This is a genomic window from Phocaeicola sp. GP0067, assembly GCF_031119655.1.
Classification (GTDB): domain Bacteria; phylum Bacteroidota; class Bacteroidia; order Bacteroidales; family Bacteroidaceae; genus Phocaeicola; species Phocaeicola vulgatus.
This window is the reverse complement of record NZ_JAVHZY010000011.1, coordinates 65,869-92,118: the sequence shown is the minus strand read 5'-3', so window position 1 is coordinate 92,118 and position 26,250 is coordinate 65,869. Positions and strand designations below refer to the sequence as shown.

At 41.8% G+C, this 26,250-nt stretch carries 23 protein-coding genes; 20 read left to right on the top strand and 3 right to left on the bottom strand.

Annotated features, from left to right (window positions below):
• Nucleotides 1-16: 16 nt before the first annotated feature.
• Nucleotides 17-1,303, bottom strand: coding sequence for a hemolysin family protein (locus RE317_RS10630; RefSeq protein WP_005838803.1), 1,287 nt, complete (start codon nt 1,301-1,303; stop codon nt 17-19).
• 134 nt (nt 1,304-1,437) lie between these two features.
• Here RE317_RS10630 and RE317_RS10625 point away from each other — a divergent pair, with 134 nt between their 5' ends.
• From RE317_RS10625 to RE317_RS10585, 9 genes are all read left to right on the top strand, one after another.
• Nucleotides 1,438-1,962 (top strand): NUDIX domain-containing protein, encoded by a 525-nt coding sequence (locus RE317_RS10625; protein WP_005838805.1) that lies wholly within the window; start codon nt 1,438-1,440, stop codon nt 1,960-1,962.
• Nucleotides 1,963-1,971: 9 nt separating this feature from the next.
• Nucleotides 1,972-4,875 (top strand): tetratricopeptide repeat protein, encoded by a 2,904-nt coding sequence (locus tag RE317_RS10620; RefSeq protein WP_032939401.1) that lies wholly within the window; start codon nt 1,972-1,974, stop codon nt 4,873-4,875.
• A 23-nt stretch (nt 4,876-4,898) separates the two neighbouring features.
• A complete protein-coding gene (locus RE317_RS10615; RefSeq protein ID WP_008668553.1) occupies nt 4,899-6,596 on the top strand; it encodes a TonB-dependent receptor in 1,698 nt (565 codons plus the stop codon).
• 121 nt (nt 6,597-6,717) lie between these two features.
• Nucleotides 6,718-9,156: a type I DNA topoisomerase gene (topA, locus tag RE317_RS10610; protein ID WP_008668551.1), complete on the top strand. Its 2,439-nt coding sequence runs from the start codon at nt 6,718-6,720 to the stop codon at nt 9,154-9,156.
• Entirely contained in the window at nt 9,153-9,680 is a 528-nt protein-coding gene (locus tag RE317_RS10605; RefSeq protein ID WP_005838813.1) for a shikimate kinase, read from the top strand. The genes topA and RE317_RS10605 overlap by 4 nt, the downstream gene beginning before the upstream one ends.
• A gap of 41 nt (nt 9,681-9,721) precedes the next feature.
• On the top strand, nt 9,722-11,614 hold the full coding sequence (gene speA / locus RE317_RS10600; RefSeq protein WP_005838815.1) for a biosynthetic arginine decarboxylase: 1,893 nt from the start codon (nt 9,722-9,724) through the stop codon (nt 11,612-11,614).
• A gap of 4 nt (nt 11,615-11,618) precedes the next feature.
• Nucleotides 11,619-12,392, top strand: coding sequence for an acetylglutamate kinase (gene argB / locus RE317_RS10595; RefSeq protein ID WP_005849685.1), 774 nt, complete (start codon nt 11,619-11,621; stop codon nt 12,390-12,392).
• 63 nt (nt 12,393-12,455) lie between these two features.
• Nucleotides 12,456-12,965, top strand: a complete 510-nt coding sequence (locus RE317_RS10590) for an RNA polymerase sigma factor (protein WP_005838819.1) — start codon at nt 12,456-12,458, stop codon at nt 12,963-12,965.
• Complete coding sequence (locus RE317_RS10585; RefSeq protein WP_005849684.1) at nt 12,955-13,434, top strand: hypothetical protein; 480 nt, start codon at nt 12,955-12,957, stop codon at nt 13,432-13,434. The genes RE317_RS10590 and RE317_RS10585 overlap by 11 nt, the downstream gene beginning before the upstream one ends.
• Nucleotides 13,435-13,631: 197 nt before the next feature.
• Here the strand turns inward: RE317_RS10585 and RE317_RS10580 are convergent, their stop codons facing one another.
• Nucleotides 13,632-14,363, bottom strand: a complete 732-nt coding sequence (locus RE317_RS10580) for a head GIN domain-containing protein (RefSeq protein ID WP_117889404.1) — start codon at nt 14,361-14,363, stop codon at nt 13,632-13,634.
• Nucleotides 14,364-14,469: 106 nt separating this feature from the next.
• On the opposite strand from RE317_RS10580, the gene RE317_RS10575 reads away from it, so the two are divergent.
• From RE317_RS10575 to araJ, 10 genes are all read left to right on the top strand, one after another.
• Nucleotides 14,470-15,174 (top strand): M48 family metallopeptidase, encoded by a 705-nt coding sequence (locus RE317_RS10575; RefSeq protein WP_008668546.1) that lies wholly within the window; start codon nt 14,470-14,472, stop codon nt 15,172-15,174.
• A gap of 20 nt (nt 15,175-15,194) precedes the next feature.
• Nucleotides 15,195-16,505, top strand: a complete 1,311-nt coding sequence (locus tag RE317_RS10570) for an acetylxylan esterase (RefSeq protein WP_008668544.1) — start codon at nt 15,195-15,197, stop codon at nt 16,503-16,505.
• 104 nt (nt 16,506-16,609) lie between these two features.
• The gene (locus RE317_RS10565; RefSeq protein ID WP_005849680.1) at nt 16,610-17,260 is read left to right on the top strand and encodes a YbjN domain-containing protein; all 651 of its coding nucleotides are present in this window, start codon (nt 16,610-16,612) and stop codon (nt 17,258-17,260) included.
• Between the two features lie 180 nt (nt 17,261-17,440).
• Nucleotides 17,441-17,686 (top strand): hypothetical protein, encoded by a 246-nt coding sequence (locus RE317_RS10560; RefSeq protein WP_008668540.1) that lies wholly within the window; start codon nt 17,441-17,443, stop codon nt 17,684-17,686.
• A 608-nt stretch (nt 17,687-18,294) separates the two neighbouring features.
• Nucleotides 18,295-18,795 carry an AraC family transcriptional regulator gene (locus RE317_RS10555; RefSeq protein ID WP_032934128.1) on the top strand — a complete coding sequence of 167 codons (501 nt, stop codon included), beginning with the start codon at nt 18,295-18,297 and terminating at the stop codon, nt 18,793-18,795.
• A 65-nt stretch (nt 18,796-18,860) separates the two neighbouring features.
• Nucleotides 18,861-21,296, top strand: coding sequence for a PL29 family lyase N-terminal domain-containing protein (locus tag RE317_RS10550; RefSeq protein ID WP_008668533.1), 2,436 nt, complete (start codon nt 18,861-18,863; stop codon nt 21,294-21,296).
• 242 nt (nt 21,297-21,538) lie between these two features.
• Nucleotides 21,539-21,700: a hypothetical protein gene (locus RE317_RS10545; protein WP_005849674.1), complete on the top strand. Its 162-nt coding sequence runs from the start codon at nt 21,539-21,541 to the stop codon at nt 21,698-21,700.
• Complete coding sequence (locus RE317_RS10540; RefSeq protein ID WP_005838840.1) at nt 21,690-22,646, top strand: hypothetical protein; 957 nt, start codon at nt 21,690-21,692, stop codon at nt 22,644-22,646. The genes RE317_RS10545 and RE317_RS10540 overlap by 11 nt, the downstream gene beginning before the upstream one ends.
• Nucleotides 22,643-23,713: a radical SAM protein gene (locus RE317_RS10535; RefSeq protein ID WP_008668531.1), complete on the top strand. Its 1,071-nt coding sequence runs from the start codon at nt 22,643-22,645 to the stop codon at nt 23,711-23,713. The genes RE317_RS10540 and RE317_RS10535 overlap by 4 nt, the downstream gene beginning before the upstream one ends.
• A 389-nt stretch (nt 23,714-24,102) precedes the next feature.
• Complete coding sequence (gene araJ, locus RE317_RS10530; RefSeq protein WP_032939421.1) at nt 24,103-25,263, top strand: MFS transporter AraJ; 1,161 nt, start codon at nt 24,103-24,105, stop codon at nt 25,261-25,263.
• On the opposite strand, the gene RE317_RS10525 is transcribed toward araJ, so the two are convergent.
• Nucleotides 25,224-25,643 (bottom strand): hypothetical protein, encoded by a 420-nt coding sequence (locus tag RE317_RS10525; protein ID WP_005838848.1) that lies wholly within the window; start codon nt 25,641-25,643, stop codon nt 25,224-25,226. The genes araJ and RE317_RS10525 overlap by 40 nt on opposite strands.
• Nucleotides 25,644-25,781: 138 nt before the next feature.
• Between RE317_RS10525 and rimP the strand changes: the two genes are divergently transcribed.
• On the top strand, nt 25,782-26,249 hold the full coding sequence (rimP, locus tag RE317_RS10520) for a ribosome assembly cofactor RimP (RefSeq protein ID WP_005838850.1): 468 nt from the start codon (nt 25,782-25,784) through the stop codon (nt 26,247-26,249).
• Nucleotide 26,250: the final 1 nt, after the last annotated feature.

The window sequence follows — 26,250 nt, the reverse complement described above, 5'->3', positions numbered from 1 at the left end:
ATCTCTTTGCAGCATGTTAATTGTCCTCTTCGTTTTTATGGGTTAGTGTTACTAATACTTTATCTATCCGGGCTCCGTCCATGTCGACTATTTCCAGTGTGAAGTCATTCCATTCCATGGATTCACCGGTCTTGGGAATGTGGCCTAGTTGTTGCAGGATGAGGCCGCTCAACGTGTTGTAATTATAATCGGGGTATAAATCCTCCATTTCGAAATGACTCAGAAAGTCATAGAAAGAACATTGGCCGTCTATCAACCAGCTTCCGTCCTTGCGGGGAACGATATCGGGGTCTTCCGAGTCACTGGGCAAGGTGCCTACCAGGGCTTCCAGAATGTCCTTCATGGTGATGATGCCTTGCAGACTGCCGAATTCATCACAGATTAATCCGTATTTGATGTTGTGCTGGCGTATTTGTTCCAATACTTTATATACATCCATGTTTTCGTGGAAGTATTGTGCCGGACGGATCACATCACGCAGATTGAATTCGCAACTGTTCAGCTTCCCGAAGAGGTCTTTCAGGTAAACTACTCCGATGATGTTGTCCAGGGTGTTTCCTTGAGTTACAGGGTAAACTTGGTACAGGTGTTGGCATACGATGTCATACAGCTGCTTGTTGTTCATGTCTATGTCAATGGATACGATGTCGCTGCGATAGGTCATGATGGTGTTGATACTGCGGTCGCCAAGAGAGAAGACGCGGTCCACAATATCCTGTTCCACTTCCTGCACTTCACCGTTCTCGGTTCCTTCGTCTATCATGGATTTGATTTCCTCTTCAGTCACTTTTTCTTCCGCTGTGTTGATATGCAGCAGGTTGAAGATAAGTGAAGTGCTTTTGGCAAGTATCCATACAAAAGGAGAGGCGATGACGGACAGCCAGTACATGGGACGTGCCAATAGCTTGGCAGCACGGGTGGAGGCACTCATGCCAATGCGTTTGGGCACCAGCTCGCCAAAGATAATAGTGAGGTAAGTGACCAGGATGACAATCAGGGTTTGAGCCAATAAATAGGCATATGTGGCGGGTACGCCGGCGTCAGTCAGTATGTTCCCAAAATCGGTGGCCAGCACGTCGCCGGAGTAAATACCGGTCAATATACCAATCAGGGTGATTCCGATTTGGATGGTGGATAAAAACTTGTCCGGGTCATTGGCAAGCTTTAAAGCGATACGCGCTGTAGAGCTTCCATGACGGATATCATTGGACAAACTACTTTTACGCGCTGAGATCAGGGCGATTTCGGACATGGCGAATACCCCGTTTAATAAGATAAGTGCGATAATAATGGCAATTTCCATGTAAGAATTTACGTTTTGTTTTGCTAACAAATGTACTAAGAATTGTGTTTTCTCTTTCTTCTTTTAGATTTAATTAATGAATTATCTGTCATTTGCGCTATCTTTGCGGTGTCTATACTTAGAAAGGAGTAATTATGCATCCGTTGGAACTATTCAAATATTGTCCGAAGTGTGGTTCGCCGCACTTTGAAGTGAACAATGAGAAATCAAAGCGTTGCGCTGATTGTGGCTTTGTGTATTATTTCAATTCCAGTGCCGCTACTGTAGCTTTTATCTTGAATGATAAGAATGAGTTGTTGGTGTGCCGCAGAGGAAAAGAACCGGCGAAGGGAACATTGGACCTGTCCGGCGGGTTTATTGATATGCATGAAACCGGCGAGGAAGGTGTGGCACGCGAGGTGTTGGAAGAAACCGGCTTGCAGGTGGAGGAGGCTGTTTATCAGTTCTCATTGCCCAACACTTATCTTTATTCAGGATTTCTGGTACATACATTGGATCTGTTCTTTCTTTGTAAAGTGAAAGATACCAGCCGGATAAAGGCGATGGATGATGTGGCGGAGTCTTTCTGGCTTCCGTTGGATGAAGTGAATCCCGAAGAATTCGGGCTGGATTCTGTGCGTGAAGGAGTCCGGCGTTTTTTGAAAGAACATAAACTTTAATGATAAGATATGAAAAGAAAAACCTTATTGATGGCCGCATTGATGGGAGGCTGTTCCTTGCAGGGAATGGCGCAGCAGATCACTCCCAAGGATGTGGCAGGTGACAAGGAATATAACCGGGTATGCCGGGAATATGAGTTGAAAGGCGGGGACAGCATGGAGCTGTTACAGGCTTATCTGGACAAATATCCTGATTCCCGCCATAAAAACAGGGTGCTGTCACTGATTGCCTCTGCTTATTTTATGGAGGGAAAATACAAGGAGGCCATTGCCCTGTTCCGGTCGTGTGATCTGGAGGCTTTGCCTGATAAGGAAAGAGATGATTGTGCCATGCGTCTGGCCACCTCTTATCTGAAAGAAGACAACCTGCGTGAAGCGGCTGTATGGTTTACCTTGCTGAAAGAGGTAAGCCCATTGTATCAGGATGACGCTGTTTATAATCTGGCTTATATTGATTATGTGGAGAAACGCTATGACAAGGCGCTGAAAAGTTTCCAGTCTTTGCAGAATGATGCCGTATATGCAGCATTGGTTCCTTATTATATAGGAGAGATTTATTTGGTGAAAGGAAATTATCAGCAGGCCCGTACTGTGGCAAAAGCGTATCTGGAGCAATATCCGGCTAAAAAGGATGTTCCTCAGATGGAACGGATTTGGGGAGAGGCTTGTTTCGGATTGAATGATTACCAAGCGGCGATACCTCCTTTGGAAAGATACCGTGAAAGTGTTTCCCACCCGCAGCGTAAACCTTTGTATGAACTCGGTATGAGTTATTATTATACTGGTGTTTATTCCAAGGCTGCCGCTACTTTGGGGGAAATGGCTTCGGTACATGATGCCTTGTCACAGAATGCTTATCTACACATGGGGCTGGCTTATTTGAACTTGAAGGAGAGGAACAGGGCACGCATGGCATTCGAGCAGGCTGCCAATTTCAGTTTTGATCCGAAAGTAAAGGAACAGGCTCTTTATAATTATGCTTTGTGTATTCATGAAACCTCTTATTCTCCATTTGCCGAATCGGTAACCGTGTTTGAGCGTTTTCTGAATGAGTTCCCGAATTCACCTTATACGGAGCGTGTCAATGATTATTTGATAGAGGTGTATATGAATACCCGCAGTTATGAAGCTGCTTTAAAATCTATAGCAAAGATTGAGCATCCGGGCACACGCATTATGGAGGCCAAGCAGAAGATTTTGTTCCGGCTGGGCACACAGGCATTTGCGAATGCCCGTTTCCAGGAGGCTCTGGAGCTCTTCAACCAATCGCTTGCTGTGGGGCAATACAATCAGGCGACAAAGGCGGACGCTTATTTCTGGAGGGGGGAATCCAATTATCGTCTGGACCGTTTTCCGCAGGCGGGTAACGATTACCGCTTGTATCTGGAATTTGCCACCAGTAAGAACGGACAGGAATATGGTTTGGCGCTCTATAACTTGGGATATACTTATTTCAAACAGAAAAATTATGGAAATGCGGGCACTTGGTTTACCCGTTTTGTGGACAGGGGAAGTATCAATGAACGCACCATGCAGGCAGATGCCTATAACCGCATAGGTGACTGCAACTTCTATGACCGCCGTTTTGAACAGGCTCGTCAGGATTATGCCCGTGCGGTGGAGATTGATCCGTCACTGGGGGATTACTCTTTGTATCAGGAGGCGTTTGTGCGTGGTTTGCAACGTGATTACAATGGAAAAGTGCAGACGTTGAACCGCTTGATTTCGGATTATCCGGAATCACAATACATGGATGATGCCCTTTACGAGCAGGGACGTGCTTTTGTGCAGATGGAGGATAATGCCAATGCCATTGCCCGTTTCAATATTCTGGTGAAGAAATTTCCGGAGAGCAATGTCGCACGGCGGGCGGCTAACGAGATCGGTTTGCTATACTATCAGGATGACAAGTATCCTGAAGCCATCCAGGCTTATAAGCAGGTCATAGCCGGTTATCCGGGCAGTGAGGAGGCGCGTTTGGCGCAGCGTGACTTGAAATCGATCTATATTGATTTGAATAAGGTGGATGAGTATGCCAATTTTGCTTCAACTATCCCCGGCGGTGCCAACTTTGATGTGAATGAGCGTGACTCATTGACCTATGTGGCTGCCGAAAGGGTATATATGCGGGGTGAGGTCGCCGAGGCCCGCAACAGCTTTACCCGTTATTTACAGACTTTCCCCGAAGGTGCTTTCAGTCTGAATGCCAACTATTATATCGGTTTGATAGACTATAATCAGAAAGCCTATGAAAGTGCAGCCCGGCATTTGGATAAAGTATTGGAATATCCCAACAACAAATATTCTGAAGATGCCATGTTGATGGGGGCCGAAATGGCTTATACGGCGAAGGATTATGAAAAAGCCTTGCATATTTACAAGCAATTGAAAGATAAAGCCGCTTCTATGGAGCGTCGCCGGCTTGCAAAAACCGGAATGTTACGCAGTGCGCATATGCTGGGAAATGAGGAAGAGATTATCTTTGCCGCAACAGATTTGCTGGCCGATACTAAACTGGCGCCGGAATTGTCTAACGAGGCACATTATTACCGTGCAAAAGCTTATTTGGATGCCGGCAAGACGGATGGAGCTATGGAAGATTTGAAGGTCTTGGCGAAAGACACCCGTAATGTATATGGAGCGGAGGCCAAATATAAAGTCGCCCAGATTTACTTTGACGGCGGACAAACGGATAAGGCGGAGCAGGAGGTGCTGAATTACATTGAGGTAAGTACACCGCATACCTATTGGCTGGCACGCAGCTTTGTGTTATTGGCTGATGTGTATATGAAGTTGGGGCGTAACTTGGATGCTAAACAATATTTGCTTTCATTGAAGCAGAACTATCAGGCCGATGATGATATTGCCGGAATGATTGAAAGCAGACTGGAGAAATTGAAAACAGAGAATTAAAAATTAAAAAATAAGTGCTGAATATGATAAGTAAGAAATTGTCAATTGTCCATTGTCAATTGTCCATTATATTGGCTTTTTTGCCTCTGTCTGTTGCATATGCGCAGCAAGATAGTACGTTGAACCGCACTGTGGTGGTAGAGAATGAGTATAATCCCAATATCATGGATGCCTCAAAGATTAATGTCCTGCCTAGGGTGGAGGAGCCGGCTGTAATGAAGAAAGGCATAGAATATGCTACAGCCTTGCGCCCTGTTTCGGCCTGGACGTATGAAAGTATGTCTCCTGTAACCCGTGAATGGGCTATGAACCGCGCGAAACGTGGATATGTCCGTGCCGGATATGGAAATTATGGGAATGTGGATTTTAAGGCTGGGTATCTGTGGAATATCACCGGAAAGGACCGTCTGAAAGTCGGGGTATCTCTGGATGGCATGAACGGAAAGCTGAAGCATTGGAATGCTGAGGATTGGAAATCACGTTTTTATTCTACTGAGTTCCGTTTGGACTATTCTCATGATTTCAGTAAGGTAACTTTGAATTTAGGTGGCGGCCTGCAATCACAAGTGTTTAACTATATGCCTGATTCCGAAATGCATACGGCTTCTGCCAGAGCTACTGATAAACAGCATCATACTTTAGGCGATTTTCACATAGGTGTTTCTTCCAGAGATGAATCGCTTCCTTTGCAATTCACTTTGCAGACCGGATTGAAGTATTTTGGTATCAAATATCCGCTGGATTATTCAGGCAATGCATCTACAGGTAAGGAGAAGATTGTCCACACTGAAGGAGATGTATGGGGCAAGCTGGATAATGAGCAACGGGTAGGTATCCGTTTCGAGATGGATAACCTGTTTTATTCTTCGGACAGTTTAATGGGCAACTATACTTCACTGGGTTTGAATCCTTATTATATGTTGGAAAGTGATGACTGGCGGGTCCGTGTCGGTGCTCATGTGGATTGGCAGTCGGGAGAGGACAGTGGTATTGATGTGTCTCCTGACGTGAAAGCCGAATACTTGTTCTCGGAGAGTTATGTGCTTTATTTACATGCGCTGGGAGGGCGTGAACTGAATGATTATCGCCGGTTGAATGCTTTTTCACCTTATTGGTCTTTAAACGCCCGGATGCCTTCTACCTATGTGCCACTGAATGCTACATTGGGTTTTAAAGCATCTCCGGTAAATGGTTTGTGGTTTAATGTCTTTGGTGGATATCGGATCAGTAAAGATGAGTTGTTTTGCAATCTGGTGGATGCGGACGGGTATTATTTTACTCATTTCTTGCAGGATAAAGCGAAAACCGCGTATGGAGGTGCTGAATTGAAATACGGTTATAAGGACTGGTTTGACGCTTCATTGAAAGGTACATTTTATAGCTGGAAGACAGACAATGAAAATGAAGAGCTGTATTTAGTGACCAAGCCCAAGTTTGAATTGAATTTCTATGCTGAGGCTAAGGTTTTTGAAGGATTGAAGGTTAATTTGGGCTATGAATATGTACAGCGGAAAGAATATGTGATAGAAGAAGGGAATAGCAGCAGGGATTTTGGTTTGGGCAATATCAGCAATTTGAGTGTGGGAGCCAGTTATACTTTCCTGAAAGATCTGTCTGTTTTTGGGCGTGTGAGTAATCTGTTGAATAAACAATATTATTATGAGTACGGCTATCCTGCTGAAAAACTGAATGTTCTAGCCGGGCTTTCTTTGGCTTTTTAGTTAAATAGGCACTCGGAAAGGATTTTTTTAAGAAAAAAAAGCAGAAACATACCTTATTATATAGGTGTGCTTCTGCTTTTTTTCTACTTTTGCCCCAAAATAAAATGGAATACATAGTATTATGCAAAAAAATCTAGTAATAGTTGAGTCACCCGCCAAGGCTAAAACCATTGAGAAATTCTTGGGCAATGATTATAAAGTCCTTTCCAGTTACGGGCATATCCGGGATTTGAAAAAGAAGGAGTTTAGTATCGATGTAGAGAATGGGTTTGAGCCGACTTACGAGATACCGGCAGATAAAAAGAAATTGGTAGCCGAATTGAAAGCGGAGGCAAAGAAAGCTGATATGGTATGGCTTGCATCCGATGAGGACCGTGAAGGAGAAGCTATTTCATGGCACTTGTTTGAAGTCTTGGGGCTGGACCCTGAGAAGACCAAGCGCATTGTATTCCACGAGATAACCAAAACAGCGATACTAAAGGCCATCGAAAATCCGCGTGACATTGATGTGAATCTGGTAAATGCCCAGCAGGCACGCCGTATTCTGGATAGAATTGTAGGTTTTGAACTCTCACCGGTATTGTGGAAGAAGGTAAAGCCTGCTCTTTCTGCCGGACGTGTGCAATCTGTTGCCGTTCGTTTGATTGTGGAACGTGAACGTGAGGTGCATGCTTTTGTCAGTGAGCCGTCTTATCGCGTTACAGCAGTGTTTGAAGTACCTGATGTCGATGGAAATGAAGTTGAAGTGAAAGCGGAATTGTCCAACCGTTTCAAAACCAAGGAAGAAGCACAGGCTTTCCTTGAAACTTGTAAGGATGCGCAGTTCTCTATTGAAGATATAACAACCCGCCCTGTGAAGAAATCGCCGGCGGCACCGTTTACTACTTCTACGTTGCAGCAGGAAGCTGCCCGTAAGTTGGGATTTACAGTAGCGCAGACCATGATGGTGGCACAGCGTCTGTATGAAAACGGACAAATTACCTATATGCGTACGGATTCGGTGAACCTTTCGGATCTGGCTTTGAATACCAGCAAGCAGACTATCTTGTCCCTGATGGGAGAAAGATACGTCAAAGTCCGTAAGTTTGCCACCAAGACTAAAGGAGCACAGGAAGCGCATGAGGCTATCCGTCCTACCTATATGGAGAATGAAACGGTGAACGGAACCGGTCAGGAGCAGAAATTGTATGAACTGATCTGGAAACGTACCATCGCTTCACAGATGGCAGATGCGGAGCTGGAGAAAACAACGGCTACTATTGTAATCAGCAACAGTAGCGAGAAATTTATCGCTACCGGCGAGGTGATTACTTTTGACGGTTTCCTGCGTGTATACAAGGAATCATACGATGATGACAATGAGCAGGAAGACGAGGGCCGTCTGTTGCCGCCTCTGAGCAAAGGGGAAAAACTGATAAGAAAAGAAATCCTGGCGACTCAGCGCTTTACCCAATGTCCGCCCCGTTATACGGAAGCCAGCCTGGTACGCAAACTGGAAGAGTTGGGCATCGGTCGTCCATCTACATATGCACCTACCATTTCTACTGTGCAGCAACGCGGTTATGTAGAAAAAGGAAACAGTGAAGGTGTGAAACGCCCGTATGATATCTTGAAACTGAAAGGCGGCAAGATTACGGAAACTACCAAGACAGAGATGACGGGAAATGAAAAGGCCAAGTTGTTGCCTACTGATACCGGTATCGTGGTAAACGATTTCCTGATGGAATACTTTCCTGAAATCATGGACTTTAACTTTACAGCGAATGTGGAGAAAGAGTTCGATGAAGTGGCGGAAGGAGAAAAGGAATGGACTGGCATGATGGACAGTTTCTATAAAGGCTTCCATCCGTTGGTAGATAAGACCATTCACTCTAAGACTGAGCATAAGGTGGGTGAAAGGGTATTGGGAACAGATCCTGTAAGCGGTAAGCCGGTATCGGTTAAGATCGGTCGTTTCGGTCCGGTTATTCAGATTGGTACTGCCGATGATGAGGAAAAACCGCGTTTTGCGCAGTTGACAAAGGGATTGTCGATGGAAACCATTACGTTGGAAGAAGCATTGGATGCGTTCAAGCTTCCCCGTACGTTGGGGGATTATGACGGCCATACGGTAACGGTAGGAGTAGGGCGTTTCGGACCATACGTGCGCTATGACAAACTGTTTGTTTCTATTCCTAAAGGAACGGATCCGATGGAGATTTCTTTGGATGAGGCGGTAGAGTTGATCAAGAATAAGATAGAAGCGCAGGAGAAGAAGTTTATTAAAGTATTCGATGCTGACCCTGATATGCAGGTCTTGAACGGACGTTACGGCCCATACATCAGTTATCAGAAAAAGAATTATAAGATTCCTGAGAATGTAGAACCGGCAGATTTAAGTCTGGAGGCTTGTTTTAAGGTGATTGAATTGCAGAAAAGCAAGGCGGAAACGCGTAAAACGAAAGCGGCTTCAAGAAACAGGGGAACCGTGAATATGGAAGAGGAGTCCGAAAAGCCCGAAGAATCCGCAAAAAGTAAGGCGGCTTCCAAGGTAAAGGGCACTGCAAAAGCAAAAAAATGACACGTATATTTTTAATAGGATATATGGGCGCGGGCAAAACGACTCTAGGTAAGGCGTTTGCCCGTGAAATGAGTCTGAATTTCATTGATTTGGACTGGTTTATCGAGGAACGTTTCCATAAAACCGTTCAACAGCTGTTCTTGGAACGCGGAGAAGACGGATTCCGGGAACTGGAACGGAAAATGTTGCACGAAGTGGCCGAGTTTGAAGATGTGGTTGTTTCGACCGGTGGAGGAACACCTTGTTTTTTTGATAACATGGAGTATATGAATGATTGCGGTGATACGGTGTTTCTGGATGTGGAACCTGCCGTATTGTTCCGCCGTCTGAGAGTGGCCAAGCAGCAACGTCCATTGTTAGCAAATAAAAGTGATGAGGAACTGATGGATTTTATCTGTGAGGCGTTACAGAAAAGACATCCGTTTTATTCAAAGGCGAAACATCTGTTTAAGGCTGATGAGCTGGAGGATAAAAGACAAATTCAAGCCTCTGTTGACAGCTTGAGAAAGAAATTGAATAAATAATTATATATAGTAAAATACACACTCTTTGTACAGAAGAAGAAATGAGAAAATGGCGTATTGAAGATTCGGAAGAACTCTACAACATAACAGGGTGGGGAACTTCGTACTTTGGTATCAATGACAAAGGTCATGTAGTGGTAACTCCTCGTAAGGACGGCGTTGAGGTCGATTTGAAAGAGTTGGTCGATGAGTTGCAATTGCGGGATGTGGCAGCTCCTATGCTGGTCCGTTTTCCGGATATTCTGGATAATCGTATTGAAAAAATCGCGAACTGCTTTAAGCAGGCATCTGATGAGTATGGGTATAAGGCCCAGAATTTTATCATTTATCCTATCAAGGTAAATCAGATGCGTCCTGTAGTGGAAGAAATCATCAGTCATGGAAAGAAATTCAATTTGGGACTGGAAGCCGGTTCCAAACCTGAACTTCATGCGGTGATAGCTGTGAATACAGATTCGGATTCATTGATTATCTGTAACGGATATAAGGACGAAAGTTATATCGAGCTGGCTCTGCTGGCACAGAAGATGGGGAAACGCATTTTCTTGGTAGTGGAGAAAATGAATGAATTACGCCTGATAGCCAAAATGGCAAAGCAGCTGAATGTGCGTCCTAACATAGGTATCCGCATTAAGCTGGCTTCTTCGGGAAGTGGTAAATGGGAAGATAGCGGAGGAGATGCCAGTAAGTTTGGCTTGACATCCAGTGAATTGCTGGAAGCGCTTGATTTTCTGGAAAAGAAAGACATGAAGGACTGTCTGAAACTGATTCATTTTCATATAGGCAGCCAGGTGACTAAAATACGCCGTATCAAGACAGCTCTGCGTGAGGCATCGCAATTCTATGTGCAGTTGCATGTGATGGGATTTAATGTGGAATTTGTGGATATCGGTGGCGGTTTGGGTGTGGATTACGACGGAACTCGTTCTGCCAATAGTGAAAGCAGTGTGAACTACTCTATTCAGGAGTATGTGAATGACTCTATCTCTACGCTGGTGGATGCCAGTGACAAGAATGGAATTCCTCATCCGAATATTATTACCGAAAGCGGACGTTCACTGACCGCCCATCACTCCGTGCTGATTTTCGAGGTGCTGGAAACGGCGACTCTGCCCGAAATGGATGAGGATTTCGAAGTGGGTGAAAATGATCATGAACTGGTACATGAACTTTATGAGATATGGGATAATCTGAATCAGAGCCGTATGGTGGAGGCTTGGCACGATGCACAGCAGATACGTGAGGAAGCACTTGATTTATTCAGCCACGGTATTGTGGATTTGAAGACCCGTGCCCAGATAGAGCGTCTGTACTGGTCGGTGACCCGTGAGATCAATCAGATTGCTTCGGGGCTGAAACATGCGCCCGATGAGTTCCGCAAACTGGACAAACTGCTGGCTGATAAATATTTTTGTAATTTCTCGTTGTTCCAGTCGTTGCCGGACTCGTGGGCGATAGATCAGATATTCCCTATCATGCCTATCCAGCGTCTGGATGAGAAGCCCGACAGAAATGCTACCTTGCAGGATATCACTTGTGATTCGGATGGAAAGATTGCCAATTTTATCTCTACCCGTTATGTATCGCATGACCTGCCGGTACATTCGTTGAAGGGAAAAGACGCTTATTATATAGGTGTATTTTTGGTTGGTGCTTATCAGGAGATTCTGGGTGATATGCACAATTTGTTTGGAGATACCAATGCGGTGCATGTTACGGTGGATGACAAAGGGTATTCTATTGATCAGGTAATTGATGGTGAAACGGTGGCCGAGGTTTTGGATTATGTACAATATAACCCGAAGAAATTGGTGCGTACACTGGAAACCTGGGTGACCAAATCAGTGAAGGAAGGAAGAATTTCTGTAGAGGAAGGAAAAGAATTCCTCTCTAATTATCGTTCCGGGTTGTACGGATATACTTATTTGGAATAATAGCATGAAAGAGAAACTGACTATCATAAAAGTAGGTGGAAAAATTGTAGAGGAAGAGTCTACACTTAATCAGTTGTTGGCTGATTTCTCTGCTATAGAAGGTTATAAGTTGTTGGTACACGGTGGCGGGCGCTCTGCTACCAGACTGGCGGCACAACTAGGGATTGAAAGCAAGATGGTGAATGGCCGCCGCATTACGGATGCAGAAACGCTGAAAGTGGTAACCATGGTATATGGCGGACTGGTGAACAAGAATATTGTAGCCGGCCTTCAGGCAAAAGGTGTGAATGCCATTGGACTGACCGGAGCCGATATGAATGTGATCCGTTCGGTAAAGCGTCCGGTAAAAGACGTGGACTATGGCTTTGTTGGTGATGTGGAGAAAGTAAATGCCGGTTTCCTGGCGACATTGATCCGTCAGGGCATTGTGCCTGTTATGGCTCCATTGACCCATGACGGTAAAGGAAGCATGCTGAATACCAATGCTGATACCATTGCCGGAGAAACCGCCAAAGCATTAGCGTCCTTGTTTGATGTGACATTGGTTTATTGCTTTGAGAAAAAGGGCGTATTGCGTGACGAAAATGATGATGACAGTGTAATTCCTGTCATTACTCCTGAAGAGTTTAAAGAATTTGTAGCGCAAGGCATTATTCAAGGAGGGATGATTCCCAAGCTGGAAAATTCTTTTTCTGCCATTGATGCAGGAGTCAGTCAGGTGGTAATAACCTTAGCATCAGCCATTAATGAAGGAAGTGGAACCGTAATCAAAAAATAATTCAAAAAAAACAGGCGGGTGAGTGTAACTTTAGTGTAACTCACCCGTCATTATTACAGAGCAATGCGAGAGATCAGTTTCCGAAACGATATTCTGCCCCTGAAAGACAAGCTCTACAGGTTGGCGCTTCGTATTACGCTGAATAGTGCTGAAGCGGAGGATGTGGTGCAGGATACGATGATCAGGGTATGGAACAAGCGGGATGAATGGCCGCAGTTTGAATCCATCGAGGCATATTGCCTGACCATTGCTCGTAACTTGGCAATTGACCGCAGCCAGAAGATGGAAGCGCAGAATTTGCAACTGACCTCTGAAGTGCGGGAGATGCCTGATACATTGACGCCTTATGACCGGTTGGCGCAGAACGAACAAATACAGTTGGTTCACCGTCTGGTCAATGAGCTTCCCGAAAGACAGCGTACAACTATGCAGTTGAGGGATGTGGAAGGAAAGAGTTATAAAGAGATTGCAGATATTCTGCAGATTACGGAAGAACAGGTGAAAGTAACCCTTTTCCGTGCCCGGCAGAAGATAAAACAAAGATACACTGAAATAGAGGATTATGGATTATAAATATATTGAACAGCTTTTGGAACGTTATTGGAATTGCGAAACTTCATTGGAAGAAGAGCAAATACTACGTTCATTCTTTCGTCAGAAGGAAGTGCCTGCTCATTTACTCCGTTACAAGCAGTTGTTTGCTTATCAGGATGTGGAGAAGGAGAAAGGTTTGGGCGATGATTTTGATACCAGAATCCTGACCCGGATAGAAAGACCGGTGGTAAAAGCGCAACGTCTGACTATGCGTACGCGCTTTATGCCTCTGTTTAAAGCGGCTGCAATGATTGCCGTGTTGTTTCTTATGGGTACAGTGATGCAACACGCTATGGAAGGCGGTGATAGTGATACGGTATCGGTACACGATGAGTATCAGGATTCTACTACCGATCCCCAAGTGGCATACGAACCTGTATTGCCTACAGATACGGTGACAAAGATTACCGCTGATGATACCGGTACAGGGACAGGGAAAACAAATTAGAACATTTTCATTTGCTTTTATATAAATATGATAGTTAGTGCTTATTAAAACAACTTTTTAATTCGAGGCTGTGAAGTTTCAATTCTCTCAAATTTTAAATTAACTAACTAAATAATTTTAAAAAGGATTACCGCGTGAGCAGTAATCCTTTTTTGCTTGGTAGATAATTTAATGTAAAGAGAGAGTTATGAAATGAGTTATTTGCTCTTAACGCTTCCGATTCCGGATTTTTTTAGTCCGGTAACCCGAGGGTCACCGTAGTAGTTTACACTTCCTACTCCCTGGGCACTGATATTTATCGTCCCGGATGCATAACAAGAAACACTTCCCACACCGTTTTGTTCAACTACCACATCAGAAACAGTCATGTCTTTTGCTTTCAGGCTGCCTACTCCTTCCAAATAATATGTCGCATGACCGGCCTGCCCCTTTAAATTGATACTTCCTACTCCTTCTTGGGATACTTTGATGGAACGTGCCATTAATGCATTTGCTTCAATACTCCCCACACCTTCGGCACTGATAGAAAGATCTGTTACTTTCACGCTGTCTTTCAGATAAATACTTCCTACACCTCTTTGCTTGATATTGCATAAAACCGGACTGGTAATTGAGATATTGATTTTTGAACTTTTGAAGTTTTTGAATTTGTCTTTATCCATACTGATACTCAGTGTACTGTCTTTGACCATGACAATGAGTTGGGGGATGTAATTATCCGGACCGTCGGCTTCTACTTTGGTCGCATTCCCTTGAGTAAAGACAATGTTGGCAGGTGCTTTGTTCTCTATCTTATTGAAAGGAGTTACGCTATATTTTTTGGTCATTTTACTCTTGCTGGGTTTCGGGCCTGATGATATGTGGAAACAGCCTGTCATCATTGTGATTGTCAGAAAAAGACTGAAAAAATAAATAGTTTTTGTTCTCATGGTAATATATATATTTAATTGGTTTCTGTTAATTAGACGGTGAAGATTCCTGGAAAGTTGCAAATCTCTGCCTTTTTTTATTGGAAAGCTGTATCTTTGTATCCGTATGGCAACTAAAAGAGTACTTCCGGATAAAGATTTTGACCGTATTATAGTGCGTACACACAAGCTGGCGCGTAATGTTACTATGCGGGTAAAGCCCGACGGACTGCATGTTACTGTTCCTCCTTATAGTTTAAGCAGCAAAGTGCTGGAGGTGGTGGAGCAATACAGGCAACGTCTGTTGGAGGACTGGAGGAAAGTGAGCAAGAAACCGATTGATCTAAATTTTCGTATTCACACTCCCTGTTTCCGTTTATGGCTGGAGCAAGGTAACTTTACTTGCTTTTCCGTACGTTTTACCGAGGAGGGAGTCAAGATTATCTGTCCGCGGAATGTGGATTTTTCTTTACCTGAAGTACAAAGGCTGGTACGTAATGCCATCATCCGTGCCATGAAGAAAAATGCACAAGAGTATCTGCCACCTCTTTTATCTGCCTTGTCCGAACAGTATCATTTGCCATTTAAACGTGTGAAGATTACCGGCAGCAAGGGAAGATGGGGAAGTTGTTCGGGGACAGGCAGTATCAATCTTTCCTGTTATTTGATGTTGTTGCCTCCCCATTTGATGGACTATGTACTGTTACACGAATTGTCTCATACCAAGGAAATGAATCACGGTCCTTGTTTTTGGGAATTGCTGGATAGTATGACAGGAGGGAGAGCTCGTGCCTTGCGTGCGGAGTTACGCAGATTTAATACTGATTTTTAGAACCATTAAATAGAATTACAATGAAAAACAGATTTTTAAGCATGCTTATTGGGGCTGTCTTGTTCGTTCTTTCAGCAGCGGCCGAAAATTATCCTTATCGGAGTGATGTGCTTTGGGTAACTGTACCCGATCATGCCGACTGGTTGTACAAGACAGGCGAGAAAGCGAAGATTGAGGTTCAGTTCTATAAATATGGTATTCCGCAAGATGGTGTGGAGGTTTTATATGAGCTGGGAGGCGACATGATGCCTTCGGATACCAAGGGAACTGTAAAACTGAAGAATGGAAAAGCGGTTATTTCTATGGGGACAATGAAAGAGCCCGGTTTTCGTGATTGTCGTCTGACGGCTAAACTAGGAGGTAAAACTTATTCCCACCATATCAAAGTCGGCTTCTCTCCTGAGAAGCTTCAACCCTATACCCAGTTGCCTTCTGATTTTAATGAATTCTGGAATAAGACTAAGGCGGAAGCAGCCCAGTTCCCTCTGACTTATACTAAAGAGTACGTAGAGAAATATTCTACGGACAAAATAGACTGTTACTTGATCAGACTTCAGCTGAATAAGCAGAACCAGTGTATTTATGGTTATCTGTTCTATCCTAAGGCGGAAGGAAAGTATCCGGTAGTACTGTGTCCTCCAGGGGCCGGTATCAAGACGATCAAAGGGCCTATGAGGCATAAATATTATGCGGAAGAAGGCTGTATCCGCTTTGAGATAGAAATCCACGGCTTGAATCCGGAGCTGGATGAGGACACTTTCGGCGAAATAAGCCGCGCTTTCAGTAGTCGGGAAAACGGTTATTTGGTAAACGGCTTGGATAGCCGTGAAAATTATTATATGAAACGGGTTTATCTGGCTTGTGTCCGCAGCATTGATTTGCTGACTTCATTACCTGAATGGGATGGTAAAAATGTTATTGTGCAAGGGGGGAGCCAAGGGGGAGCTTTGGCTTTGATTACGGCAGGACTTGACAAGCGTGTTACGGCATGTGTGGCAAACCATCCCGCTTTAAGTGATATGGCAGGTTACAAAGCCGGCCGTGCCGGGGGATATCCTCATCTTTTTAAGAATACGGTAGATATGGATACACCTGCCAAGATGAAGACCCTTGCATATTATGATGTGGTGAATTTTGCCAAACAGATTACTGTTCCTGTTTATATGACATGGGGATTCAATGACAATACTTGTCCTCCTACTACCAGTTACATTGTCTATAATGTACTGAACTGTCCGAAAGAGGCGTTGATTACTCCAGTCAACGAGCACTGGACTTCTGAAGACACAGAATACGGGCATTTGCTTTGGATAAAGAAACACTTGAAATAAATCGATGGAAATAGATGTTTTTAAGATTATAATTGCTATATTTGTTTAGCATAGTGTAGCAACTATCTGTATTTTGATGTTGAACCCTTAAATCGCAAACAGATATGACCGACCTCACCATTCTAATCGCTGTTATTGCATTGGCATTGTGGCCGCTTGCATTTTTAGTTCTTCGCATCCGTCATGAGCGTAAAAAACGTAGAGACCGTTTGGACCGTATGACAAAGGAAGACTTGGAGGATATCGGTACGGAAGAGCTGGTTATAGCTGTGCTCAAAAAGATAGGCTGTCAGCCGGAAACCAATGAGGAAGGACATATTGTCTTTAAATATCAAGGTGATGATTTTTATATTGCGGTAGAGGATGAGGCCCGGTTCATCATGATATGGAATCCGTGGTGGGCGTCTATCAGTATGGATAATCCGGCTTTACCTTACTTAAAAGAGATTGTCAATCTGGTCAATGTGGATTCGTTGGTGACCACTGTCTTTACGGCGGATGAGGATGAGAAAAACGTGGGGCTTCATTCCAAATGTCATACGGTCTTTACTCCCAAAGAAGGCCAATTGGACGAATATCTGAAAGCTATGCTCGATCATTTCTTTGTTACTCACGATGCTATCAAGCAAAATTTGCAGCAACTGGGTAGTGCCGCTTCGGAAAGTGCTAATAAGGAACGGACAAAGGTGAAAGGATTTGCTGCTTATAAAGAGAACAGTACGCCACTGTCTTCTGTCGAAGAAGAGAAAAAATAAGGAATGTTTTCATTCGTTCCGGCTTTTATGAAAGTTGCTTTGATGTATGGTTCAAAGCAACTTTATTTGTGTTTATACTTATGCTAAATCCTTTTTCTCTTAAGGATTTTTTTTCTTATCTTTAAGTCCTTGCTTCTTGAAATCCTGAAGTTCAACAAGAAGGAAGATAAGGTGGAGGGCATGTTTGACAAATGCCTGTTCGTTCTGCGTAATCTATCTTCCCTTCTTGAGCGTCTGTGTGCGTTGCGGAGCCGTGTATTCGATCGTTTTTTCGAGGCTGCCGAGATTGCGAAATTCACCTCTAGGGAGTTTGGTGAACATTGGGAAAATTTGAAGAGCTTCCGTGATTGGTATAGCGTAATGTCTACCCCATTGAAGAAAGGACGTGAGGAGGACCTTAAAGAGGGACTCGAAACAGGTCTTTAGGAAGGATTTGAAACAGGTCGTAAGGAAGAATGCTAAAAATGAAACAGGTCGGTATTGCATTTGATGTAAATTGCCCAGGTTACCGGTTTATCGGCTCAGGAAATAATGTTTCTTTAAGTTCTTTTCTGGAGAAATTGACTTCGTAAAGTGATTAAGTTGGCTTGATGCTTGAAACTTGTTGACCGATTTCCGTTCAAAGAGTTTGTCCAAATTATTTCGGTGAATCTTTTTTAAGGAGAGAATCTCTTTTTTGTGATAGTAATCAATTGATTAACAATTGATTGTTCCCTTCTTTTATATATGCTTATTTGTATATCTCTTACCAAGAGATATACATTTTCTGTGCAAAAATAAGCAAAGTTTTGAGAACTAATACATTTTTGGCAAAAAAAATAGGAATTTATATAAAAAATAAGCTTCCAAGTCCATTTTTATACTCCTTTATCCTATTTGAAATAGGATATAATATGTTGATATATTGTTCATTAGTTACTTTCTATAGATCTCTTGGTAAGAGATCTATAGAAAATGTCGTTTTTAAGTTCCTTTATTATATGATAAAGTATGTCTTTGAAGCGATGAGAATGAATGAAATTAACATAGAGCAGATGGAATATCTATTTCTAAGACGTAAACGAAGTAGCGCCGTTTCCGAGCGGCAGAAGAACTTGCTTTTCAAGGCCGCCCAGCGGCATTGGGAGGAGGAGTTTGTCGGCAAGGAAGCGAATATTCGTAAAGTGGACTGTCGTATATATAAAGCTATATTGTACCAGCTTGAGATACGTCAGATATTCCTTGACACTTCGCTTTCGCTGAAAAAACTGAGCGATTTGCTTGAAACAAACCAGACCTACCTGAGTAATGTAGTAAACAAATACTTTGGCTGTAACTTGAAGGAGCTTGTGAACGGCTATCGTGTGGAATATGCCAAGGAGCTTCTTAGTTTCGGTCGTTGTGCATTGAATGACTTGCCTCGTAGTTGCGGTTTCGCTTCTAAAAGCGCTTTCTATTCAGCTTTCAGTAAGGTTGCGGGTGTGTCACCTTTGTCTTATCAGTCACGGGAAAGGAGGAAACGGGAACTACAGGTAATAAACGAACTAAGATATTAATAATGAGATTAATATGTATAATCAATTTTAGTTTTTTAAATTTATAAATTTAAAGTTTTTCTATTATGAACAAAAAGTTTTTAAGTGCAATCCTGTTCGGAGCCTTGATGGTTTCGTCAACGGGAACATTTGTGTCTTGTAAAGACTATGATGATGACATTGACAACATCAATAAAGAGTTGTCGACTCTTAAAGGAGATCTGAGTGCTTTACAGGCAAAAGTAAATGAAGGCAAATGGATTACAAGTTTGGCTCCAACTACTGGTGGTTTTACCGTAACTTTTTCGGATAACACTTCTTATACCATTACGAATGGTAAAGATGGTGCTGCTGGTGCTGATGCTGTGAAATGGGAGATTGGTACTGACGGTTTCTGGTATAAGAATGATGTAAAGACCGAGTATCAGGCTGTTGGTCAAGCTGGCGAAGCTGGTGTTGCTGGTGTATCTCCTTATATCGGTGAAAACGGTAACTGGTTTGCTTATAACACCGAAACAAAAGAAGTGGAAGATACAGGCATCTCTGCTGCCGGAACCAGTACCTACGTGGTGAAGAATGGTGATAACTATGAATTGCATGTGTATAACCAGACTACCGGGGAATATGAGTCAATCGTTCTTCCTGCTACTGCCGCTGCAGCTGCTTTGAACGTGGTGTTTATGCCGACATATAGTGATATGCAGACTAAAGTAGTTGCTATCAATATTTCTGTTGGTGACGATCTTAACGATAAGAACCATTTGTGGGATAATAATGTTTCATTGACTAACGATATTGTTTTCAACTATCGTGTTTCTCCTGCAAGTATTGATTTGGCAAAAGCAAATATTGGTTTCTTGGTAAATGAAGTACAGTCAAGAGCTGCAGGTTCTATCTTAGATGTTGCTGACAAATCGTTTGCTGATGGTGTTTTGACTGTAAAAGCTAAAGCTGGTGAAGCATTCTCTTTGAAGAATAAGAAATATGCCGTGGCTTTACAGGTTCAGAATGATGCACAGAGCGCAATTTCTACTTACCATTTGCTTACATCTAATACAATTAATCGCGAAGACTTGACAGTATTCGAAGCTCGTAAGGATGATAATGGAGAGATTGGGTATTTCCAGTTCCCTTCTCTTGATATAAACCTCTTATATACAGGTGAATTGAATGTTGCTGATACTTTAACTGTTGGACGAACTGTTGGTGATTATTATATGACTACTTCGTCATATAGTGACTTGAGAAAATATGGTTTTGCTCCTTACTACGAAGTAGCTAAGAAAGCTGGTGAAGACAAAGGCAATTATTTCACTGTAGAAAATGGCGTTATTAAGACTAATGGACAAATTTCTTCTGTAGGTCATGAATGTACTTTCATCGTATCTGTATATGATAAGAAAGACGGATATAAATTGGCTGAAAAAGAATTAACTGTATCGTCAGTTGAGAAGATTGCTACTACTAAGACTTATACCAAATCTGAAACTCATGAATTAACTCTTGAATCAAAAGATTATAGATTCAAGTTTGATATGAATGATGTATATAATACATTGGGCATGTCTTCTCAAACATTCTGGAGTGCAGGATATACTCGTGAATATTATATTTGGGATGCAGAAAGAAGTGAATATGTACAAACAAGCAGTAGTAATGGTGTTATTTCTGCTGGCACAGCATATGAAAACAATGAAAGCTTCTTGTATGTAAACGTTAAGAATATCTTGACTAAGGATCAGCTTGGCAAGTACAAAGTAGTATTTAAAATTGGTAATACAGGTGCAGAAGTTGTTTATGAGGTTAAGGTAGTATATCCTGAAGTAACTTTGGTTAAAGACAATGATTACTGGAAAGACGGTTATATGATTAATGCCGGTAAACTTGTAGGTTCTAATTATATCATGTCTGGTGACTTACGTCGCGGATATAAGAATAAAGACCTTGATTTGGTATTTGAAACAGTAGCTGGTGAAACTCGTACAGATTTTGATTTGACTAACAATATCCTGACCTATACAGGATCTTGCAATGATAAAGAAGGTAACCGTATCAACATTTCTAAGATCGATCCGGTTGATGTAATGGTATTTGTTCTGATTAATGGCCAGAAGATTGACAATGGTACTAAGATCCAGGTTAAGTTTGCTGACCCGTTGAAGAATATCACTTTGAAGAAAGATGCCAAGTTTGAAACTACAGACAAGAAGAATCCTGCCGATAAATTGCAGTTGAATTCTGCAATCAACTTGGTAAGCATTGCTGGTGAAAAAGTAATTGAAAACGGTACGATGGATGCTACTATTGCCGGTTACTATAATGCTCAGGCAGCTAAGTTCGAAGTATCGGAAGAGGATGCTGCTAAGGGAGCTAGTGTAAATGCTACAACGGGTGAATTTACATGGCAGAATGATGGTGTAGCTTTGACAGCCAACAAGACTATCAATGTGAAAGTTACGGTTACATACACTTGGGGTGTTGCGGTTGGTACAATTCCTGTAACTGTAAAATCTAACCTCTAATCTGAATTTAGATGATTAAAAAATAATCATACTATAAAGTAAAAGTCCGCTTCTCCTTCGTGAGAAGCAACTTCTACCCAAAGTAGAAATTATAAATTCTTTCAAGCGGGGAAAGCATACGTATCCGGCAACGGGCGTTTCTTTCCCCGCTTTTTTTAAAGGAAATGACTCTGAAGAATAGTTTGTTTCTTTCCCGCTTAGAGTCTGTTCATTGAATTTGTAATCAATAAATTGTATATACCATGAATAAAATAGAAGAGATAAAGAAAAAAATCAGGGATTTGAAGTTAAAGCAGAAGATGACAACTGGGCGTTTGGAATGGAACGATATACAGAGAGAAATAGACATTTTGAATAATGAGTTAAAGCAACTAGAAACAGACAAACCACAATATGGAAAATAGATTATACTTGTACAACTTAGGTATAAAGACATTTGGCGGCTTTGCAACACTGGGTGGGGTTATACAGGCTTTGCAACTATTTACGCAGCCTGATCTTGATATTAAATCAATTTTGCTTTCGTTTCCTGCGTGGGTAGTATATGTATTTGTATGCCTGACTATTATTTTTGCTATGTTGAGGGAACGGTACAAATCGATGAGTCAAAGGGTGGAAGTATTGAATGTTAAATTGAACGAGCAAGATGCAATGATTCGTTCATTGCAGGAAATGATGAAAATTGTGCCATTCAAAGGACGCTTTTTCTTGACCACAGAGTATTTATACAATGAATTGGGGGAATATATACAGAATAACATTGATATTGATTCAATAGAGATAAAGAATACAATAGAAAAAAGAGGTATGGGAAACAAGAGAGATTCCTTTGTCCGATTAAATATAAGAGGTGTTGTTTCGCATAAAATCAGTACATTCCAACTGCTGGTGGCAGGTGATACCATTGTTAACTTTGAAGATATAAACATACAAGCGTTCGAGCGTGTTGGTGGGAAGCAGAAAAAATTATGTGCAAGAATTGCTGATAACGGACAGGATTCTTTGTTGAAGCAGGTTGTTGTTTCTTATGGCAAAGTAAAAAGTCCCGGTAGTATTGTTGATTTGATGATTGAATGGTGCTGGCCTAATATGTTGAATATTACAGATTGCGACTATACTACATTGCCTAATTTTTTGGCAGGTACGGTGAAACATCTGAAAATGTCTTTGGAATGTAAAGAAGATATAGGTTTTAAATCGGCAAGTATATATAAATATAAAGTCGGTATGGATAAGGCCCAGTTGATTTTGGACGTTGATATGTCCGAAATCACAGATACGATATCTTATGAAGAAGATAATCCGTTAATGAATTCTACTTATATATTGTATTACGAAGTTGCCAGATGATTGGAAATCTGAAAAAATATATAGATAAGGCATCTTTTATGGAACATATAGATGCCAAGCTGCGGCAGAATGAACCTATGATTATAGATTCATTCGTCAGTAATAAATGTAATCTGAAATGTAGACATTGTTATTTTGGAGATGCCCGGCCCATATCAGAGCCGGTTTCTTTGGCAAGATGGAGAAGTTTTCTTGATGAAGCTATTGGAATGGGTATGAAACATTTTCATTTTTCGGGTAAAGAATCTTTTTTGGATAATAGAATCTTTGATATCCTGAATCTTTTAGCAGAGTATAAAGAAGATAGGAAAATATTTTATGGAGTTGTTTCAAATGGAATGAGTATGGATATTCAGGGGTATGACGAAGTTCTTGCAACCAACATCTCATACCTTGAAATTAGTCTTGAGGGCTCTGGAAAATACAATGATTTGATAAGGGGTGAGAATGGATACAATACGGTTTATGAGTTGATTGAAAATGTGGAGCATCGAGATAAAATAAACATTACTTCTACTATTTTTGATGATAATGGAGCTGATTTATTATCCATGTTGCTTGCATATTGGAAATTAGGAGTTGATAAATTTAATTTTGCTCCTATCATGTATTATTCACCATTTGAAATGAAACCATTAAAAAGTTTGTCGTGTGAATCCTTGCTTGGTTTTGTTTCACTCTGTCTTGATTTTATGAATAATGATAACAGTCCGGATGCTATTGATATAAGGATTTGTATGACGAAAGCAATGGCGTATGAACTGTTTCTGAAAGAAAATATATTAACCGGAAAAATAGAGGAATATATATACAGAGGCAATAAAATGAAATATCAGAGGGGGAATAAGGTGTTGGAGTTTAGTTATCCTTTACTCAGCATTCCATTCCTTAATGAATTGGTCGTTACTCATGATGGTTACATTATATCCTGTGCAGATGATATTCATTATAAGTATCTTGATAAGATCGCTTTACCGAACGTGAATATAGTAAAAAACAGTTTTGCAGAAATATTGCAAGCGAGAAACGAATTTATTTTGTGTTATTTAGACAAAGAATTATCTTAATATACTAAATGTTTATAATTATGAAGACACAAGAAATTGTAGATGTTCGGGTGGGTGAAAGCACTCAGCCGGATCACGGTTATGAATTGAGTGATAGGTGTATAATAACGAAAAGTTCAAATGCTGTCGCTAGCGGAGCAGGAAGCAAAGGCTTGTTTAGTGTGAATGTTGATTAGTAAGCATGGCTTTGTAGAGAGGTTTGTTTGTTCTTTTTAACTTCTGAACGTGAAGCTAAAATGTTTGACCTCTTTTGCATGTGGCAACAATAAATTGACATAAAGCAAGTAATCATTCCTTTTCTTATAAAAGTGTGCTAAAAACACTTATATCTGAAAACATAACAATTATTTTTGTACGTTTTTTAATTAATGGATTGTTTTTATTCAGGTATGAAGAAGAGTTTGACGGCTTTGGCGTTCGGCACATTGGGATTGGGCATTGCCGAGTTTGTAATGATGGGCATTTTGCCCGATGTAGCGAAGGACTTGCATATAAGTATTCCGCAAGCAGGACATTTTATTTCGGCTTATGCACTAGGTGTGTGCGTAGGAGCACCGGGGATGGTTTTGGTGGCTCGTACCCGTCCGCTGAAACATATTCTGTTAGGTTTGATGGTTATTTATATTTGTGGTAATTTGTGTGCTGCCGCTTCAGTGAATTATTGGATGATGTTGATGATGCGTTTTATTTCCGGATTGCCTCATGGCGCCTTCTTTGGGGTTGGTTCCATTGTGGCGGAAAGAGTGGCTGATAAAGGAAAAAGTTCGCAGGCAGTGGCATTGATGGTGTCGGGTATGACGATTGCCAATCTTTTTGGTGTACCTTTGGGTACGTTCATGAGTAATATAATGTCTTGGCGTATTCCTTTTCTCTTTAATGGAGTATGGGGACTGATTACTTTGTTCTATATTTGGAAATGGGTTCCTTCACTGCCTGCTTTGCCAGATACAGGTTTGAAAGGGCAGTTCCGTTTTTTGAAGAATCTGGCTCCATGGTTGTTGATAATTACGACCATGTTCGGAAACGGAGGCATTTTTTGTTGGTATAGCTATGTCACTCCTTTGATGACGCACGTGGCAGGTTTCAGTGAAAACAGTATGACTTTCATTATGGTGTTGGCAGGTCTTAGCATGACTGTAGGAAACTTGATGGGTGGAAAGTTTTCTGATCAGTATGGGGCTGCCCGTGTGGTAAAATATACACAGGTTATTATGGCTTCCGGTTTGTTCGCCATTTTCTTTGCGGCTTCTGTTTCTTGGTTGGCAGTAATATTGATGTGTATATGTACGGCAGGATTATTTGCTGTTTCGGCTCCACAACAATTATTGTTACTCCGGAATTCACGCGGAGGAGAAATGATGGGAGCGGCCTGTGTGCAAGTCGCTTTTAATTTGGGCAATGCCATTGGTGCTTATGCCGGTGGGCTACCCATAGATGCCGGATTGGGTTATCGGTATCCGGCTTTGGTAGGAGTTTTTATCGTATTGATCGGCTTTGTCGCTGTTTCCCTTTATTCCAAAAGGGAATCGGCTTCTCTTTCTAAGATATAAATCACATCTCCACTCTTTTTAACCTCTACCCGGCTACCCTCCGGATTCAGGTTGAAAGGTGTGGTCTTGTCTGTTTTGTTATCTACGACCATCAGTACATTATCTTCGGCAAAGCGTTTTATCTCCACTTTCAGGTTGGCGTCGGGCATGGTTTGGTCCAGTAGCAGACTGTCATTTAGATATACCGCTATACTGTCTCCGGCAAAACTATTAGTCAGTTCTATGTTGTAGACTCCTTCATAAGTCTGTACTTTGTCAGCCTTGCGTTGGAAACGGAAGGACATATACAAAAAAATGATAATAACGGCAAAGACTCCAAAAGCCAGCATACCGTTACCTATCATGAACTGCTTGTTCGTATTTAAACTGTTTTTATCCATAGTGTTATAAGTTTCTGCAAAACTACAATTTTTTAATAGAATATTTTGTAGCACTGGTAGATAATTTGTATCTTTGCACCGAAATGGATGAATGGTGGGGCTTGATTAAGCCCTTTTTTTGTTCTTAATAGTGAATAAATGATAGATAAAAATGTAGTAACCCGGATTGTTGACGAGTGGCTGGAAGGTAAAGATTACTTTTTGGTAGATGTCACGGTGAGCCCGGATGACAAAATTGTGGTAGAAATTGACCATGCCGAGGGAGTATGGATTGACGATTGTGTAGAACTTAGCCGCTATATTGAGTCTAAACTGGACCGTGAAGAAGAGGATTATGAACTGGAAGTGGGTTCGGCCGGTATAGGACAACCTTTCAAGGTATTGCAACAGTACTTGATACACATTGGTAAGGAGGTGGAAATCCTGACTAAAGAGGGAAAGAAGCTGGAAGGTGTATTGAAGGATGCAAATGAAGAGAACTTTACCGTAACCATTGAAAAGAAAGTGAAACCGGAAGGAGCCAAACGCCCCAAACTGGTAGAGGAGGATATTACTTTTGCATATGATGAGATAAAATACACTAAATACTTAATTAGTTTTAAATAAT

What these genes read in the sequence shown, in the direction of transcription:
- RE317_RS10580 (WP_117889404.1), bottom strand. Translation starts at nt 14,363, where the DNA reads ATGAGAACAAAAACTATTTATTTTTTCAGTCTTTTTCTGACAATCACA.
- RE317_RS10545 (WP_005849674.1), top strand. Translation starts at nt 21,539, where the DNA reads ATGAATAAAATAGAAGAGATAAAGAAAAAAATCAGGGATTTGAAGTTA.
- RE317_RS10630 (WP_005838803.1), bottom strand. Translation starts at nt 1,303, where the DNA reads ATGGAAATTGCCATTATTATCGCACTTATCTTATTAAACGGGGTATTC.
- RE317_RS10590 (WP_005838819.1), top strand. Translation starts at nt 12,456, where the DNA reads ATGCGAGAGATCAGTTTCCGAAACGATATTCTGCCCCTGAAAGACAAG.
- RE317_RS10585 (WP_005849684.1), top strand. Translation starts at nt 12,955, where the DNA reads ATGGATTATAAATATATTGAACAGCTTTTGGAACGTTATTGGAATTGC.
- RE317_RS10555 (WP_032934128.1), top strand. Translation starts at nt 18,295, where the DNA reads ATGGAATATCTATTTCTAAGACGTAAACGAAGTAGCGCCGTTTCCGAG.
- RE317_RS10565 (WP_005849680.1), top strand. Translation starts at nt 16,610, where the DNA reads ATGACCGACCTCACCATTCTAATCGCTGTTATTGCATTGGCATTGTGG.
- RE317_RS10615 (WP_008668553.1), top strand. Translation starts at nt 4,899, where the DNA reads ATGATAAGTAAGAAATTGTCAATTGTCCATTGTCAATTGTCCATTATA.
- RE317_RS10525 (WP_005838848.1), bottom strand. Translation starts at nt 25,643, where the DNA reads ATGGATAAAAACAGTTTAAATACGAACAAGCAGTTCATGATAGGTAAC.
- RE317_RS10570 (WP_008668544.1), top strand. Translation starts at nt 15,195, where the DNA reads ATGAAAAACAGATTTTTAAGCATGCTTATTGGGGCTGTCTTGTTCGTT.
- RE317_RS10560 (WP_008668540.1), top strand. Translation starts at nt 17,441, where the DNA reads ATGTTTGACAAATGCCTGTTCGTTCTGCGTAATCTATCTTCCCTTCTT.
- speA (WP_005838815.1), top strand. Translation starts at nt 9,722, where the DNA reads ATGAGAAAATGGCGTATTGAAGATTCGGAAGAACTCTACAACATAACA.
- RE317_RS10625 (WP_005838805.1), top strand. Translation starts at nt 1,438, where the DNA reads ATGCATCCGTTGGAACTATTCAAATATTGTCCGAAGTGTGGTTCGCCG.
- RE317_RS10605 (WP_005838813.1), top strand. Translation starts at nt 9,153, where the DNA reads ATGACACGTATATTTTTAATAGGATATATGGGCGCGGGCAAAACGACT.
- RE317_RS10575 (WP_008668546.1), top strand. Translation starts at nt 14,470, where the DNA reads ATGGCAACTAAAAGAGTACTTCCGGATAAAGATTTTGACCGTATTATA.
- topA (WP_008668551.1), top strand. Translation starts at nt 6,718, where the DNA reads ATGCAAAAAAATCTAGTAATAGTTGAGTCACCCGCCAAGGCTAAAACC.
- araJ (WP_032939421.1), top strand. Translation starts at nt 24,103, where the DNA reads ATGAAGAAGAGTTTGACGGCTTTGGCGTTCGGCACATTGGGATTGGGC.
- rimP (WP_005838850.1), top strand. Translation starts at nt 25,782, where the DNA reads ATGATAGATAAAAATGTAGTAACCCGGATTGTTGACGAGTGGCTGGAA.
- RE317_RS10550 (WP_008668533.1), top strand. Translation starts at nt 18,861, where the DNA reads ATGAACAAAAAGTTTTTAAGTGCAATCCTGTTCGGAGCCTTGATGGTT.
- RE317_RS10540 (WP_005838840.1), top strand. Translation starts at nt 21,690, where the DNA reads ATGGAAAATAGATTATACTTGTACAACTTAGGTATAAAGACATTTGGC.
- argB (WP_005849685.1), top strand. Translation starts at nt 11,619, where the DNA reads ATGAAAGAGAAACTGACTATCATAAAAGTAGGTGGAAAAATTGTAGAG.
- RE317_RS10535 (WP_008668531.1), top strand. Translation starts at nt 22,643, where the DNA reads ATGATTGGAAATCTGAAAAAATATATAGATAAGGCATCTTTTATGGAA.
- RE317_RS10620 (WP_032939401.1), top strand. Translation starts at nt 1,972, where the DNA reads ATGAAAAGAAAAACCTTATTGATGGCCGCATTGATGGGAGGCTGTTCC.